At 43.4% G+C, this 15,591-nt stretch carries 13 protein-coding genes; 1 reads left to right on the top strand and 12 read right to left on the bottom strand.

The annotated features are described in order from the left end of the window. Positions 1-88: 88 nt before the first annotated feature. The 9 genes from AABK40_RS00375 to AABK40_RS00335 form a co-directional block, all read right to left on the bottom strand. Positions 89-598: a CPBP family glutamic-type intramembrane protease gene (locus AABK40_RS00375; protein ID WP_338397358.1), complete on the bottom strand. Its 510-nt coding sequence runs from the start codon at positions 596-598 to the stop codon at positions 89-91. A 109-nt stretch (positions 599-707) separates the two neighbouring features. Further along, the gene (locus AABK40_RS00370) at positions 708-854 is read right to left on the bottom strand and encodes a hypothetical protein (RefSeq protein ID WP_338397357.1); all 147 of its coding nucleotides are present in this window, start codon (positions 852-854) and stop codon (positions 708-710) included. Positions 855-988: 134 nt separating this feature from the next. Then, on the bottom strand, positions 989-2,665 hold the full coding sequence (locus AABK40_RS00365) for a PNGase F N-terminal domain-containing protein (RefSeq protein ID WP_338397356.1): 1,677 nt from the start codon (positions 2,663-2,665) through the stop codon (positions 989-991). A 224-nt stretch (positions 2,666-2,889) separates the two neighbouring features. Next, positions 2,890-4,017, bottom strand: a complete 1,128-nt coding sequence (locus AABK40_RS00360; protein WP_332919333.1) for an LOG family protein — start codon at positions 4,015-4,017, stop codon at positions 2,890-2,892. Positions 4,018-4,028: 11 nt separating this feature from the next. Further along, on the bottom strand, positions 4,029-4,448 hold the full coding sequence (locus tag AABK40_RS00355) for a 2-thiouracil desulfurase family protein (protein ID WP_338397355.1): 420 nt from the start codon (positions 4,446-4,448) through the stop codon (positions 4,029-4,031). A 46-nt stretch (positions 4,449-4,494) separates the two neighbouring features. Continuing rightward, positions 4,495-4,752 carry a zinc ribbon domain-containing protein gene (locus tag AABK40_RS00350; protein WP_338397354.1) on the bottom strand — a complete coding sequence of 86 codons (258 nt, stop codon included), beginning with the start codon at positions 4,750-4,752 and terminating at the stop codon, positions 4,495-4,497. 54 nt (positions 4,753-4,806) lie between these two features. Continuing rightward, positions 4,807-5,301 (bottom strand): mechanosensitive ion channel domain-containing protein, encoded by a 495-nt coding sequence (locus tag AABK40_RS00345; protein WP_338397353.1) that lies wholly within the window; start codon positions 5,299-5,301, stop codon positions 4,807-4,809. 455 nt (positions 5,302-5,756) lie between these two features. Further along, complete coding sequence (locus AABK40_RS00340) at positions 5,757-8,174, bottom strand: TonB-dependent receptor (RefSeq protein WP_338397352.1); 2,418 nt, start codon at positions 8,172-8,174, stop codon at positions 5,757-5,759. Positions 8,175-8,533: 359 nt separating this feature from the next. Next, positions 8,534-9,406, bottom strand: coding sequence for a LytR/AlgR family response regulator transcription factor (locus AABK40_RS00335; protein WP_338397351.1), 873 nt, complete (start codon positions 9,404-9,406; stop codon positions 8,534-8,536). Positions 9,407-9,639: 233 nt separating this feature from the next. On the opposite strand from AABK40_RS00335, the gene mutS reads away from it, so the two are divergent. Further along, positions 9,640-12,249 carry a DNA mismatch repair protein MutS gene (gene mutS, locus AABK40_RS00330; RefSeq protein ID WP_338397350.1) on the top strand — a complete coding sequence of 870 codons (2,610 nt, stop codon included), beginning with the start codon at positions 9,640-9,642 and terminating at the stop codon, positions 12,247-12,249. A 752-nt stretch (positions 12,250-13,001) separates the two neighbouring features. Here mutS and AABK40_RS00325 read toward each other — a convergent pair. The 3 genes from AABK40_RS00325 to metF all read right to left on the bottom strand — a co-directional run bounded on the left by AABK40_RS00325 (position 13,002) and on the right by metF (position 15,345). Next, the gene (locus AABK40_RS00325; protein ID WP_332919339.1) at positions 13,002-13,175 is read right to left on the bottom strand and encodes a hypothetical protein; all 174 of its coding nucleotides are present in this window, start codon (positions 13,173-13,175) and stop codon (positions 13,002-13,004) included. A 309-nt stretch (positions 13,176-13,484) separates the two neighbouring features. Further along, positions 13,485-14,144: a MarC family protein gene (locus AABK40_RS00320; RefSeq protein WP_332919340.1), complete on the bottom strand. Its 660-nt coding sequence runs from the start codon at positions 14,142-14,144 to the stop codon at positions 13,485-13,487. Positions 14,145-14,466: 322 nt separating this feature from the next. Next, entirely contained in the window at positions 14,467-15,345 is an 879-nt protein-coding gene (metF, locus tag AABK40_RS00315; RefSeq protein WP_332919341.1) for a methylenetetrahydrofolate reductase [NAD(P)H], read from the bottom strand. Positions 15,346-15,591 lie beyond the last annotated feature (246 nt).

Here is a 15,591-nt window from a genome sequence, read left to right as displayed (position 1 = left end):
AATATACCATTACCCAACCAAAAATATGATTTCTACTACCGTAGGGACGTTGCATGCAACGTCCGTACCGATAGGTACAAAACATAATTTAGAATAACATCGACAGTCCATTATTAAGCATATGAAGCAAAATGCAGGCGCCGATTCCTTTCACATTTCGCAAATAAGCCAAAAACAAACCGACAGGTAGAAGTTGTAAATAGTAATAAGTTTGTTCGTACCAAGTGGTCAAATCACTTTCAAGTCCCACACGATAATGTGCCAACACAAATAGCAGGGTACTCAGGTGAATGACGATATTCCGATTGATCGGCACTTGATCAAGTTGCCTTCCCAAAAAGATACAAGTAAGCAAGCACAAAAGACCGACAAGTGCCCAATTTAGCCCAATAAAAAGAAGATAGCCACCTATTAATCCGGTGGATAAAATAAGATTTCGTGTTTTGAAATCATGCCACAATCGGCAAGTCAATTCTTCGAAAACAGGCCCGAGGATAACCGCCTTCCACCAAAGAACTTCAGTATTGGCCAGCTTGAAATCATAAAAGTTGAAGGCGTACTTGAAATACAACAACAGCCCCAAAAATACCGAAACCAAACTAATCTATACCTTGAGCACCACTCCAGCCAAGACTATTTCTTTATAATTTACATTAGGTATCGATATGCTCGGTGCTTGTAGATAAAGTTTCAGGGAAGAATTCATTTCAAAAAACCTCCCGCCAAAGCCCATTAACGGTCAATAAAGTAAAAATCTTCTTCATCGCCCAATAGCCGAAAAATGATCCCATAATTACACCTATTCCATAGGTCAAAGTTTCTTTAAGTAATTTGAGGATAGGTTGAGTTGTCATAAGTGATCTGTTTAATAACCCACTATTCTTTACTTTAAAATTACAATTTTTCACTTTATTATCAATAAAAAAAGCCACCCCATGTGCAAAGGGTGGCCTCAACGTTATGAAAAGTGTAATGTATAATCTGTACTTTATTCGTAATCCCCGATCAGAGTACCACTCACGCACCAGAAATTGAACATGGTTCCTGCATCTGCTCCCTGTGGGATCGCTACCCGAATAAGGTGTTTCCCCGGAGTAAGCTCCGGCATGCTGATGAATGTCGGTTGGGTCAAAGTACCCGGACACCAATTCGAACGACTCAAGTCTGAGGATGACATCCCATTTCCGAAGTTGCCCGAAGCGGGGTTGCTCAGGCGGTATGTGGCGCAATCGGTTCTCCATGGTGTAAATCGATACGACAGCTTCCCATCGACAAAAATGCGGTTTTCTTTCGGCACAAATTCATCGCCCGTGCCCCAGCCACCATGACCGGTCGGCACATAGCGCAGGCGCACATTCTTCACGCCTTCAGGAATATTCACTTCCACTTCAAGGGTGTCCCCATCAAACATTTTCGGGTACTCCTGACCCGCCATTTCCATCAAATTAACGGTATCAAAAATAGGGGATACCCATTTTTTTGTTTTGGGTTCTTCAGAAGGGTAGTACATCAGGTCCAGGCTCACATTGTGTCCGTTTTTGGCATAGTTTCCGATAAAAACCCCGATCCAAACCTCCTCCTGCATTGCGGGCAACAACTCGGAAATATCCTGTTTGTAAATGGTAGAATCTGCCCACGGATAGCCCGCAATCGGACGCTTATCATTATAAGCCCGTACCCCAAAAGAAGTGAAGAAACGCATCAGTTCCATCGGTGGGGTATAGTCGTCGGTAACGGTCATGCCCTGATACGTTCTACCTTTATTATCCTTGAAACTCGGCACCTGATCCAGCCCTTGGAAGAAGGCATCCAAAAAGCTTTTCGGTTTATCCGTAGGAATCACAAAAACAGAACCTGTACGGTCATATGCATCACCTTCGGAGTATTGCGTCAGGCGGGCAAAAACACGCGCATCATCCCGCTTGGGCAATCGGATTTTCTTCAAAACCACTGCTCCCTTACTTACTCGATAAGCCACATTTTCCTGCGGATTCGTTACCGCCTTCAATTCATCGCCAAAGTTCAAATGCTGATGATCGAACACCGGAATGGTCTCGTATCTGTTCTCAATTTGCTGTTGAGTATAATGTGGGGCATCAACAAATTTCCCAAAGTCCGAAGGCCAGTTCAGCGCTTCAGGTTTCAGCTTTTTATAATTGATTTTTGCAGCCTCAATCGTGCTGTTGCCATTACGGCGTACCTTCAGCACAAGCCCTTTGTCGGCACCCATACTGTTATAAGGAGAACCATGAATCTTGCTGTCTTTGGCAATCCACATTTCCATCTTGTTCGAGAAAGAAACGAACTCATATTTCTCACAAAGTACCCCCGCAATTTTTTCTGTTTCCCCAGTGGCGGTCATGCTTGGCATATTTTCAAAAGGGCGTTGCAAAGTGTAGTGCTCCCCCGCCTGGGTGGTCAATACGCTTAAGCCTTGCGCCTGCGCATAATCAATCAGTTGCAACTCGTTTTTGCTTGAACGCTTACTGAAAATTTGGGCCTTCTGATCTGCGAAAAACACCCGAATGGTATCGCCAGTCATTTTACCATTATAAGAAGACAGGTAGATAATCTCCCCCTGATCTTTCACTTTTCTTGCCATAGCGGGCAGGGTGCAAGTCGCCAGAGAGGCCACCGCTACCACTTTAGTAAACCAATGTTTCATATCAAAAAATGATGTAATGTAAAGGCTTACAAGATCCGAGGCTTGGGTTATTTTTGGGTAATATTAACTGTTAATCCCTCCGTACTTCTTCAATAACGGCACAAAATTAACCCTTTCATCTGCGCCATTGATTTACGCTGATTGGATTATCAAAAATAAAAAAAGCATTTTCACAGTTCCAGCGGATTACTGCAAAAATGCCTGAAAGGGTGACCGATACTTATTTAGGTATCCTGCACCTGTCCTAATGTTTCGATCAGTTGCAAAATCTCCTCAGGTTCGCTGCCAATACCGAGTTGTAAATGGCGGTATCGGCGTCTTGCCTTCAGCTTATGCATCAATGGGAAAATAGGTAATTCCTCCTCCCAGAATTGTTTATTCAGGAAGATCATCGGGCTCGCCTTGCCATAGGTTTCATAATGATTCTGACAGGCATCCTGAAAGATTTCCTGCAAGGTTCCAGCACTGCCGGGAGAGAAAATCACCCCGCCCATGGCAATGGCCAATAGCCCTTCTTCACGAACAGAGTTGGCGAAATATTTGGCGATTTTCGAAGCAAAAGGGCTTGGTGGTTCATGTCCATATGCCCAGGTCGGGATACCCAAAGACTCATATTTTTCATCCCTCGGGAAACGCTCAATCACCTCAAAGGAAGTCGCCAGCCAGCCGTCATCCTCAAAGCTTGGCGCCTGCACCAATACCTCCAATGCCTGCTGTAATTCTGCTTCCGAACGTCCCGCCATCCATGCGCCCACGTGGGTTGCTTCCATGGCACCAGGGCCTCCGCCAGACATCATCAAATAACCTTTTTCAGCCAGCTGTTTGGAGATTTTCACCACCCGAAGATAATCTTCATCGGTGCGTTTGAGCTGATGCCCTCCCATGATTGCCACGCGCTTATCAGGATCAAAATTTTTGATAAATTCCTCCAGTGCATCCGTAATCGCATGGTCATGCAAGCGTTGCGCAAGCGTAACACTGATGTCAGTAGCGAACTGTTTTCCCGAATTCACATAGTGACTGTAAATCACATGATCGGGTGTATAGTAGTAACTTTTAGGGTCTTCACGATCAAAGTTTTTATAGATACTTTCCTTGTCATATAATTCCGACCGAAACATATGAAAAGGCATATCCAACTCAGGAAAGAGCTGATTTTCCTGCTCATATTGCAGGTAAAACATCAGGTCTTTGTCCATCTTACACCCCAGAAACAAGCACTTATTTATTGGGGTATGAAGTAACTTTTCTTTGAATGGATTTAAGTCTATGGCCTGAAAAGCCAGACGTGTAAGTCGCTTATTCTGCGCTAAAACTTTTTCAAATTCGGATGCTGAATGTATTTCTCTCAATCTAAAAATTTTTATAAATCCAACTCTGTTTTCACTTTAATTCTTGCCGATAGCAGTTGCGCTGCAAACTGTCCATTTCCGACAATCAGTTTCCTCGAAAAGGAACCATCATAAATCTGCCCACAACCACAAGACGGAGATTTTGCCTTTAAGATCGCCTCTTTAATATTTTCCGACTGAGCGATCTTCAAGCCCGCTGCCGCCCCAGCATTAAAAGCTTCAGTAACATCCTCCCCATCTTTAGTCAACACCTGACTCCCGACAATCTCAGCAGGGGTTCGTGGGGTCGGCAAACCACCTAACTCCTCTGGGCAAACCAACACACAACGCCCCTCGGCATGTAATTGCTGAATCTGTGGGACGCCATTGTCCTTGCCATCATACCGACATCTCTTCCCCGCCAAACAGGCGCTTACCAATATTTTTTCCATGTTTCTTATTCGAATATAGGCACCGCATGCGATGCCTCTACGACGATTACGATGACTGCCAACGCTTTAATTTGGGAATGCCCAATGTAAAAAACCACGCTACAAATCGGTTAAACCCTTTCTTGACCATCTGTTCTCTGCAATGCTTTTGAAACTCTGTTACCGTTCCCTCAAACAAAAATTGCCCATCGACATAACAATGACTGCAAAATTCCTCACTCTTGCTTCCATCAGCATTCGTTCCTCCACCCTGCGGATCCTTGGATAAAGGCATCCCACAACTCTGACACTTCTCTTTTGACATATTTTTCATTTACCGTACGGACGTTGCATGCAACGTCCCTACAACCCGTTCATATTATAATTTATATTTCACAATCGCCTTCTGCATCGCCAAATTGTTCGGGTATGCCGTTACATTCCCATCCACATCACGGATGCGGATATTGAACAAATTAATATCAATCACCTCGCCCTCGGCACCATTGTCCCCATCCTTGATCTTGATGCGATCGCCAATCTTAAAAGGGGCGTTAAAAAACAACACCATCGCCGAAGTTATGTTACTCAGAATTGACCATGCGGCAAAGAAACCTACCCCAACCACCGTAAAGATCGAGGCGATATAAACCGAAAGCCCCTGAAAAGAAACTTCCCAAATCACTCCCAAAACTACGATCAATAATACGGCCCAAAGGAAGGTGATCACCTTCGACACATAGACCGAGCGAAAAGGCATATAGTCATGCGAATTTCCACTGCGTTTGATGAATCGGGAAATGTATCTTTTGCCAATAAAGAAAATGAGCAACAACAAAATGCTCAATCCAATTTCAATCTCTGTGCTGTTCATTGATGTTTGATTTTAGGTAAATGTTGTTTGATGGGCTGAATATACGAATTAAGTTAGTTCAAGCGACTCGCTTGGACTAACTTAATTTCACCTATGCTTTGACCCAGGCGAGACACTTAACCAAAGGCATATTTGGTCGCTGTACGGGCTGACCTATGTGTCTGCCCAAACCAATCCTGTATTTGATAGATTTGGATAAACACACAGGTGCATCCATACAGTTTATAAAATAATCTCAATGGATTGGTGTAACAGCCTCCGATAGCAGAAACAAGCTTAAAAAATCGTGGTCAAAATAATCTTTAAAAATTAATCATGGTTTAAAAACACTCCTATATCCATCGCGAGAGTCCCTCTCGTGATAGCCTAACCTCCCCAATTTTCTATCACAAGACAGAGTCTCGCGATAGAAAAAATCATAAAACGTTTAGGTCAGCCATAAAGCCCGGACCCTACTAAAAATAAATCCGATACTGCGGTACCACAAACAATCCCAGCTGACTGACCTGCGTGATTTGCTCGGTTCGGCTATTATAATTAATGCTGTATCCATTCTGTCGGTTGGTCAGATTTTGAATATCAATCACCCATTCGTGGGTCAATTTCTTTTGGTTCAGGCGCAGGCCAATCTTGAAATCCCAACGGAAATAAGGATCCATTTTTTCGCTGTAAGGATCATCCTCCCGACGCACTTCCCTGCCTTCCTTTCGGCTTTCTTCCAAATCAATCGGCGTAAAATATCGACCGCCAGCCACCACCACTTTCGTGTCGGCAGTCAATGTCAGATTTGAGCCCAAGGCCCATTCTTTTCCCACCAAAGCATTCGTTACCACTTCGCTGTTGAAAGCCGTATTTCGCCAAATGCCATCGGAACCCTGATATTTTGATCCAAAGACACTACCCGTGAGCAAAGCATAAAACTGATCGGCGAATTGCCGTTCGACCGTCAGTTCCATTCCGTAATTTCGACCGACCCCTTCATTGACTAAACCGAATTTATAAGGCAGAGCAAAGTCATCGCCTGCATTGAGCATACTGAAGCCCGACGGCTGTGCCGCTACGGGAATATCATACAAGTCTTGATAGTAAATTTCGGACTTGATCGACCAATATTCCGCCAACTGATAATTCATGCCCAACACATAGTGAATCGATCGGCTCATGCCCAAATTCAGGTTATCTTGCAGGCTCGTGTCCGTACCATCAAACTCGGGTTTCGCATACAAAACAGGAATCGGCTGTGTCTGACTGTGCATCCCAAAACCAGCATTTACCGACAACCGATCCGTCCACTGATAGCTCAAATTAATCCGTGGCTCAATCGCAAACTGATCGTTTAGAAAATAATAACTTCCATACACTCCCGACTTCAGTTGCCATTTCGGAGCAAAGCGATACAGCCAATCGGTATAAGCCTGCACCAACTGCGTATTGCCATCACCCGAACGGTAAGTATGCCATGTATCCGCATAATTGATATAAGTGCTGTCCGCAAAATCATTGATAAAATTGGTCAGCATCACACCCGATCGGGTCGTGTGCTTGCTGTTCCATTTTCGATTGATGAAATAATGCGCCACCAAACGATCTTCCCGATTATGTGAAAAGATCTCCTGTCGAGCAGAAGGTACATTTTGTTGCCAAGTCAAGGTATCCACCTGCACCCCATTTTGCTGATGCGTATAGGCAAGAGTCAGTTTTCCGTAAGTTTGCGCATCAAAAAAGTAGGTATGTGATAGCCCTGTTACCAAAGTCTGACTTGTATTGTAAATATCTACATTCTCATTTCCGTACAAATCCGTATCATCGCTTTCCAGATCCAAATCACTGCCCAGAATATCAATCGAGCTTTTTCCACCCAAAGCAAAAACCGACAGCTTGCCTGCATTTTTTAGCGGAAAATTAAGCTTCATGGATAAATCCTGATATTGAGGGACAGCTGATCCTGTACCGAAATTCAAGCCTATTTTTTTGAAAAGATCAAGAGTCGAGTAGCGATAATTGATCAGATAGGTTGCATTGCTATTTTTCGAAAAAGAACCTTCAGCACCCAATTCAATCCCGTTGAACCCGATTTGTCCCGTAAACATCGGTCGCCCAACTTTTCCGTTGCGCATCGTCAAATCAAAAGCCCCCGAAAGCGCATTCCCATAAGATGCAGGAAAAGCCGACGTCATGAAATCACTGCGTCCCAAGGCATTGGTATTTAACATCCCGACAGGTCCACCCGTTGAACCAAAAGAAGCAAAATGATTTGGACTCGGGATGTCAATATCCTCCAGTCGCCAAAGCACACCCATCGGCGAGTTCCCTCGGATGATGATATCATTTCGACCGTCATTAGCACCCGACACCCCTGCAAAATTCGTCGCCATACGGGCAGGATCATTTCGGCTACCCGCAAAACGCTCCGTCAGTTCAGTATCAAATCCACGACCCGATACCAGCGCCATTTCGTTATTCGGTCGGGCATCCGTTTTTTGTCCCTGAATGACCAGCTCCTCCAACTGTGTCGCCTGTTCGGTCAATTCAATATTCAGTTGGGTGCTTCTTCCACCCACCACCAAAATCGAACGCAAAAACTGTGGTGCGTAGCCCATCGCCGAAACCTTGAGCGACTGCCTGCCGAGCGGTACATTTTTCAACTGAAAACGCCCATCAGCATCGGTGGTCGTTCCCAATAGCGGTTCATGATCCGCCAAAATAATATTAGCCCCAATGATCGGATAACCAGAGTCGCTATCTACGATTTGTCCCTGTACCGTTTGACCTTCCTGTGCCAAGGCTCGCCCCGAAAAACAGGACAGCAGAAGAATAAAAAACAGGCTCAAAAGCCAACTATTTCTACAATATTCAATGTGGTACTTTTCCATGACAGATCATTTGTTTTTTGGTCGAAATTGATGATGAGCATTCGATAATTTTCTCAGCAATAAATGCCAAACCGTGGCTAACCATGAGCATAGCTGCTCCATGTCAAAAATAACCGATAACCTGTAAGTGGTACGCCTTCTCTACCTTACGCACTATCTTGCTATTCAGTCCCTTTGAAGGCCTATTAATTATGGATCAAGGGGAATAAACTTCCCAAAGGAAATGGAGCACACGGCATTTTCTGAGAGATTTATCATCTCATCAACCACAATTTCTGAAGATCCTGACAGACGGTCGCCGTCATTAGAAAAATAGGGTTTAGTTTGGGGTAATTAGCGCTATTATGGGCTTAAAAGCACTATTTTGGGCTGTTTGACAATCGCTCTTTCAGCCACACATTCCATTTGGAAGCATAATTTCGGGAGACAGGGATAGAATCTTCCACCCCCTGAAGCTTTAGTTTTCCACCCCCCGCATTTCCATCCCAAGAGGTAACCTTATTAAAATTGACGATATAAGAACGATGGGCTCGGGCAATAAATGAACAGTTGATCTGCGACTCGAAATAGGTCAGGCTCCCCCTCAAAATCATACTTTTCTCCGTCCCATTATCCTCCCAATAAAGCGTTACATAATTATCCGTCGTTTGCATGTACAGCAGTTGATCCGTGGATATATCAACCTGTTCAAACTGATTTTGCCCTGCAAGCACCAATCGATCAGAAGCAGATGAAATAGCACTTTTATTACTTTCCGCTTTCGAATCATCTAATGAGATCAATTCCGAAGACCGCCCGATTTCCCCACTCTTGAGGAGTGTAAAAAAAACCGTTGGAAAGGTACCGACGAGCATGGTATAATACAAAAATGAAAATACAGTATTGAACGAAGTTGGGAACATATCCAGCGCCATGGCATAGCAACTGTTGAATATGGCAATGACACCAATTTGGAACAAGTGAGCGACAATCTCCTCCCACAATTTCCAGCTATTTCGGGCTTTAATATAAGGAAACAAAGCACGGGACGTCAGGTGCAAAACCAAGCCGGTGATCAGCCCAAAACCAGCGGTGATCAATGCTCTTTGATAAGGAACCGTAAAACTCGCCAGGCCAAATGGTGCGAACAAGAATAAAAACAAGGCGATGAACACAGCGGTACCCCAGGCCATTTTTGCGACCCATTGATGTGCCCATGGATAGGCGATAGGTAGGAGTAGTTTCTTGAGCATACCGTCCGATTCAATTAATGTTCAACAAAAATAGCAGTGTTTTTTCCGTTGATGCAAAATTATCAAAGTATTTGTGCTTTTCACAGCCCTTACACCCATACCGCTTTCACTCTCCCGATTTTGCCGACAAGCATACCCTTAAATAAAATGAAAAATGATTACCTTTGCATTTCATTTCAAGTAATATATCACCTGTTTTAGGTTAATCTCATAGATCAAAAATTTACCACTCAATGGCAAAAGGGAGCAAAGAAACACCATTAATGAAGCAATACAACGCCATCAAGGCGCAATATCCAGGGGCGTTGTTGCTGTTCAGGGTCGGGGACTTTTATGAAACTTTCTGCGAGGATGCAATTATCGCAAGTAAGGTTTTGGACATTGTTTTGACCAAAAGAGCCAATGGTTCCGCTTCCCATATCGAGTTGGCAGGCTTTCCCCATCACGCTTTGGATGCTTATTTGCCCCGATTGGTACGTGCGGGTCATCGGGTGGCGATTTGCGATCAGTTGGAAGATCCTAAATCAGTCAAGGGGATTGTCAAAAGAGGGGTAACCGAATTGGTAACGCCAGGGCTTTCGTTCAACGATCAGGTGTTGGATCAGAAGGTGAACAACTATTTGGGGTCGGTTTATTTTGGCAAAAATGGACATGGTGTTTCCTTTTTGGATTTATCGACTGGAGAATTTTCTGTGGCAACGGGTGAATTGACTTATATCGAGAATTTGATCCAGAGTTTTCGTCCGTCAGAAATTCTTTATTGCCGTTCACAGCGAGAGCAATATCAGCAATCTTTTGATGATCAGTACAATACCTTCACTTTGGAAGAATGGATTTTCAGCTATGAATATGGCTATGAAAAACTGATTCAGCAGTTTAAAACGGATTCCCTGAAAGGTTTTGGTATTGAACGATTACAAGAAGGGATTATCTCGGCAGGAGCGATTTTATATTATTTGGAAGATACTGTTCATAAGGAAATTGCGCACATCAACAGCATTTCCCGCATTGAAGAGGATCGGTATGTTTGGCTGGATAAATTCACCATCCGTAACCTTGAATTGCTTGCACCGCAACAAGAAGGCGGTGTGCCGTTGATTCAGATTTTGGATCATACTTTGACCCCAATGGGTGGTCGTTTGATGAAGAAATGGTTGGTACTGCCGCTGAAAGACCTGAACGCCATTCAGCATCGACACGCCTGTGTGGAAGCCCTTTGTGAGGATGAAGAGCTTCAGCTAATCATCCGCGACCAACTGAAAAACATTTATGATATTGAGCGCCTGATCTCCAAAGTAGGGGCGGGGCGTATTAATCCGCGAGAGCTGACTCAACTGAAAAAGGCCCTGCAAGCTTTAGGGCCAATCCGTGAGCAATTATTGGATTCTCCTTATGCAGAGCTTCAGGCTTTGGCAGACCGCATTAACCCATGCACCAAACTGCACGAGCGCCTGCAAGAGGTCCTGAAGGAGGATGCGCCAATGCTTGTTCATCAGGGGAACATCATCAACGATGGTGTCAATGCGGAATTGGATGAATTGCGTGCAATTGCTTTTTCAGGAAAAGACTATTTGGATCAAATCAAGGAAAGAGAGAAGGAGCGCACAGGTATTCCATCGCTGAAAATCTCTTACAACAAGGTATTTGGTTACTATCTTGAAGTCTCAAAAGCACATCAGGACAAGGTGCCTCAGGAGTGGATTCGCAAGCAAACGTTGGTGAATGCCGAGCGATACATCACCGAGGAGCTGAAGGTTTATGAAGAGAAGATTTTGGGTGCCGAGGAAAAGCTGTCGGTTATTGAGCAGGCTATTTTCCGCGAACTCATACAATTTACCGCAGAATACATCGGGCCGATTCAGCAGGATGCTTTTGCGGTGGCGAGCATCGACTGTCTGAGTTCTTTTGCTGAAAGTGCGCTGACGAATGAATATGTCAAGCCACAAATGACCGAAGAGGTTACGTTGGATATCAAGGGCGGTCGCCATCCCGTGATCGAAAAGCAATTGCCTGTTGGCGAACCTTACATTCCGAATGATATTTTGCTCAACAATGACGATCAGCAAATCATCATCATCACAGGACCAAACATGGCGGGTAAGTCGGCTTTGTTGCGCCAGACGGCACTGATCGTTTTGATGGCACAGATGGGAGCATTCGTTCCTGCCTCTGAAGCCAAAATCGGTTGGATCGACAAGGTATTTACCCGTGTGGGAGCTTCGGATAACCTTTCGAAAGGGGAATCTACTTTTATGGTGGAGATGACCGAAACGGCTTCGATCATGAACAACCTGTCGGAGCGCAGTTTGATTTTGATGGATGAAATTGGTCGTGGAACTTCGACTTATGACGGGGTTTCGATCGCTTGGTCGATTGTTGAATATTTGCACAATCACCGAAAAGCCAAAGCCAAAACGCTTTTTGCGACGCACTATCATGAGCTGAACCAATTGGCGGAAGATTTCAAAGGCATCAAAAATTACAATGTATCGGTGAAGGAAATTGACGGAAAAGTGATCTTCCTGCGTAAGCTGCAAGCGGGAGGAAGCGCGCATAGTTTTGGTATTCATGTGGCGCAATTGGCGGGAATGCCCAAGCCGATCGTTACCCGAGCCAATGAAGTATTGGCGCATTTGGAGGACAGCCGCACGAAGGAACGCGCCAAAGAGCGCATTGAGGCGATGCCGAAAAATAACTTCCAGATGAATTTGTTTGATGCCGTGGATCCGCAATTGGCAGAAGTGGAGCGCATGCTCCGCAAGTTGGATGTCAATGCCATGACGCCTGTTGAGGCACTGCTAAAGCTGAATGAGTTGAAGGATAAGTTGGCGGTGAAGAAATAAATAAGGTTGTTGCATCACGAAAGAGGACTCTCGCTGTAGCTTAAAAAAATCTTTAGTTCAAGCATCCCGCTTCGGCTAAAGCAATTCAAACGAATAAAATTTTGATCCAATCGAGACGTTTGAACCAAAACAGGCTCGGTGCATAGGCAATAAAAAAGGCGCTTGATATCGTATCAAGCGCCTTTTTTTGCGTTTTCTTGCTTTGTGCATTACACATTACAGCCGTAAAGCACTGCGCAAAGTACGATCACGAATAACATCACATAAGTGAAGTTCATTGAAATCTTAACGCCCGTTTTTTTCTTGTCCTTACCCATTGTCATCAGTGTTAAAAAGGAAGGCAGTGCATATTTTAGGAGTCATCGCCCTGCCTATTCCTTAAAGTTAAGTTTTGAAGCCATTTACATGCGATAATCATGTAATGTTCAATGGTTTCATTGCAAAAGTAAAGCCACACTGACAGCATTATTGAAAATTAATAGGATTTTTAACATTTGTGTTATTGGAAAACAAAAAAGCACCTGACCGATTAGGGCAGATGCTTCCTGATTTATTGCAGCACACCGAACAGCACTGCGCCAATAATAATCACGCCGAGCATTACATAGGTAAGAACGGTGATGATTTTCTTACTTGCTTTCGCTTTATCTTTCATAAAGTTTTTCTTTGTTTACTTTACTATAACAAGCTCAAGCGATTTTTGTCCAAAAAAAAGCACCCCGAAGGATGCTTTTCATCAAATATATTTTCTCTTAATCAACCGCTTGTGCCGTTGTTGTTTCTGTAGTCTCAATACTTGCAGTAGTGGTATCATCTTGTACGTGATGATAAACACCGATCGAAAGAGCCAAAATGATAACTGCGAAGATCATCATTAGTGGGTAAAATGCTTTTCCAATGAAGCTGAATTGTTTCGAATTGCTCATGTCTATCAGATTAATGTTGAATGGTATAATTTAATTTTAATCTCAAACGGACTTCAGTCTAAAAAATATGGTTCATTTACGTCCTTTGAGGTATTTTATCAAAAATAAATAATTTTTTATAAATATCCTCTTAGGCAGTTGATTTACACCTTGATGCAGTCTATTTTTTGCCCTAAAAAAAAAGGGCAAAAGCCCTTTCTGATCGCATAAATTATAAATAATCTTGCTATACTGAAGTCAAATTAAAAATATTTTAAAAAAACCCTCCATCACCTCAAAAGATGATATTTTTCATGTTATTGAATATTTTTATACTGACAGCCCGTGAATCAGCCCCCAGCCTTCCAATACAGACTGAATTCCGAACAGGATCATTTGCACTCCCATAACGGCAATAATTAAACCGATGATTCTTGCGATAACGTCCATCAGGTCGCGACCGAGAAATTTAGTGATCAGTTCACAGTAAATAAAAGAAAAGTAAACGATACTCAGTGTAACTGCGCCAATGCCCACAATGGCAAAAGAATACCACCAGCCAGGATACATTCCTGAGAAGTTCATACCGACTGCCAGCGTACCTGGCCCCGCCAAAATCGGGACCGCAAGAGGCGAAATGGCAATATCCTCTGACGACATGTCCTCGCGCTCCACATCCCCTTTAGGGCGATTTTCCTTACTCATTTTCCCCCGAAGCAACTCTACGCCAGCGGAAATCATGATGGCGCCGCCCACTAAACGAAAAGCATTCAGGGTAATCCCGAACATCTGAAAAATCACATTTCCGAGCAGCACGAAAAGTGCCAGCAAAAAGAAGCTGACAATGCAGGCTTTATTGGCGATTTTACGTCGGGTATGTCCGTCGAATCGCTCCACCAAGCTTGCATAAACAGGGATCAATGCAAAGGGGTTCATCATCGAGAAAAAACCCAAAAACACGGTGGTTAAAAACAATTTGTATGCTATCATAAATCCTGATCAAAGGTGTTGAACCATTTCGATAAATGGTTCGGTGAAATGCAAAGATCAGTCATTTTTCAGATAAAACATGCGCTTTAAAACGAAATTTGATTTTGAAACACCATAGAAGCAATGAAAATTCAAACCCAATATTTTGCACAAACACCCCTTCACCATATAAAATTTTGAACATAAAAAAAGACCGTCCTAATTTCGGGCAGTCTTTATCAATACTGAAAATCTTATTTTGGGCTACTTTTTTTGTTATACCTGTAACTCCTTGTCTTTTATGTCATTGCTATTGGGTGCATTACTTCATCCCTGAACCAAATCAAGAGCGTTTCAGCCACTCAGGCAAAGCCTCAAAAATATCGACTGTCGCACGCGATTTGTTGAGGGTATAAAAATGCAAGCCAGGCGCCCCACGTTCGAGAAGCTCCATACACTGCTTTAAGGCAAGATAAACCCCGACTTTATACATCTTGTCTGGCGAATCCTGTAGCGGTTCCATCGCATTGATGATCTCATCAGGAATATGGGCATTCACCATCGATGAAAAGCGCTTGATCTGCTTGAAATTCGTGATAGGCATAATCCCAGGAATAATCCTTGCCTTGATCCCCGCTTTACGGCACCTTTCTACAAAAGAAAAGTAAGCGTCGTTATCAAAGAACATCTGGGTAACAATGAAGTCCCCGCCTTGCTCCATTTTATTTTTCAGATAACTGATGTCTGAATTCATGTCCACAGCTTCAGGGTGCTTTTCAGGGTAGCCCGCCACACCAAGCGTTGCATCTGTGATGGTCTTGGCATAAGCAACCAGATCACTGGCATTATTAAAACCGCTTTCCTGAATTTTGAAACTCGACTCTCCTTTAGGTGGATCGCCACGGAGCAACATAAAATTCTCAATTCCAATCCCTTGAAGGTAATCAAGATCGGTTTTTATTTTCTGCTCATCAGCACCGACGCACGTATAGTGTACCATTGTCGTGAGCTCGTGCTTATTCTGGATATAATCCACCAAATCAAAAGTGGCCTCCTGATGACTTCCTCCAGCACCATAAGTAACCGAAACGAAATCAGGACTCAAACGTAAAAGTTGCCCCAGGTTGATGCCAAATTCTATATTTGCCCGAGTACTTTTAGGAGGGAAGAACTCGAAAGAGAAGGTTTTTGATTTTTTTTCAAAAATTTTTTGAATTTTCATGCGCAGAAAAATGTTTTAATTTATGAGGAGCGATCTTACTAAATTACAACTTTTACTTTTCACCGCCAACGTTTGCAACTGTATTTCATTATTGAAATAATACAACGAATAGGCTATAAAGTGCTTGTATAGCTTTAATTTAAGGAGAAAAATTCAATTGTGAAAAAACAATCTGCAGAAGGAAAAATCGGGCTATGTCAAATTAGCATTGATTTTAGCCAAAATTCAAAATTTTGCAATTTGACC

This window comes from Persicobacter psychrovividus (assembly GCF_036492425.1).
Classification (GTDB): domain Bacteria; phylum Bacteroidota; class Bacteroidia; order Cytophagales; family Cyclobacteriaceae; genus Persicobacter; species Persicobacter psychrovividus.
Note: the sequence above shows the minus strand (reverse complement) of the source record. Positions and strands in the feature narration are given on the sequence as shown.

What these genes read in the sequence shown, in the direction of transcription:
- AABK40_RS00370 (WP_338397357.1), bottom strand. Translation starts at nt 854, where the DNA reads ATGACAACTCAACCTATCCTCAAATTACTTAAAGAAACTTTGACCTAT.
- AABK40_RS00365 (WP_338397356.1), bottom strand. Translation starts at nt 2,665, where the DNA reads ATGAAACATTGGTTTACTAAAGTGGTAGCGGTGGCCTCTCTGGCGACT.
- AABK40_RS00355 (WP_338397355.1), bottom strand. Translation starts at nt 4,448, where the DNA reads ATGGAAAAAATATTGGTAAGCGCCTGTTTGGCGGGGAAGAGATGTCGG.
- AABK40_RS00350 (WP_338397354.1), bottom strand. Translation starts at nt 4,752, where the DNA reads ATGTCAAAAGAGAAGTGTCAGAGTTGTGGGATGCCTTTATCCAAGGAT.
- AABK40_RS00345 (WP_338397353.1), bottom strand. Translation starts at nt 5,301, where the DNA reads ATGAACAGCACAGAGATTGAAATTGGATTGAGCATTTTGTTGTTGCTC.
- AABK40_RS00340 (WP_338397352.1), bottom strand. Translation starts at nt 8,174, where the DNA reads ATGGAAAAGTACCACATTGAATATTGTAGAAATAGTTGGCTTTTGAGC.
- AABK40_RS00335 (WP_338397351.1), bottom strand. Translation starts at nt 9,406, where the DNA reads ATGCTCAAGAAACTACTCCTACCTATCGCCTATCCATGGGCACATCAA.
- mutS (WP_338397350.1), top strand. Translation starts at nt 9,640, where the DNA reads ATGGCAAAAGGGAGCAAAGAAACACCATTAATGAAGCAATACAACGCC.
- AABK40_RS00325 (WP_332919339.1), bottom strand. Translation starts at nt 13,175, where the DNA reads ATGAGCAATTCGAAACAATTCAGCTTCATTGGAAAAGCATTTTACCCA.
- AABK40_RS00320 (WP_332919340.1), bottom strand. Translation starts at nt 14,144, where the DNA reads ATGATAGCATACAAATTGTTTTTAACCACCGTGTTTTTGGGTTTTTTC.
- metF (WP_332919341.1), bottom strand. Translation starts at nt 15,345, where the DNA reads ATGAAAATTCAAAAAATTTTTGAAAAAAAATCAAAAACCTTCTCTTTC.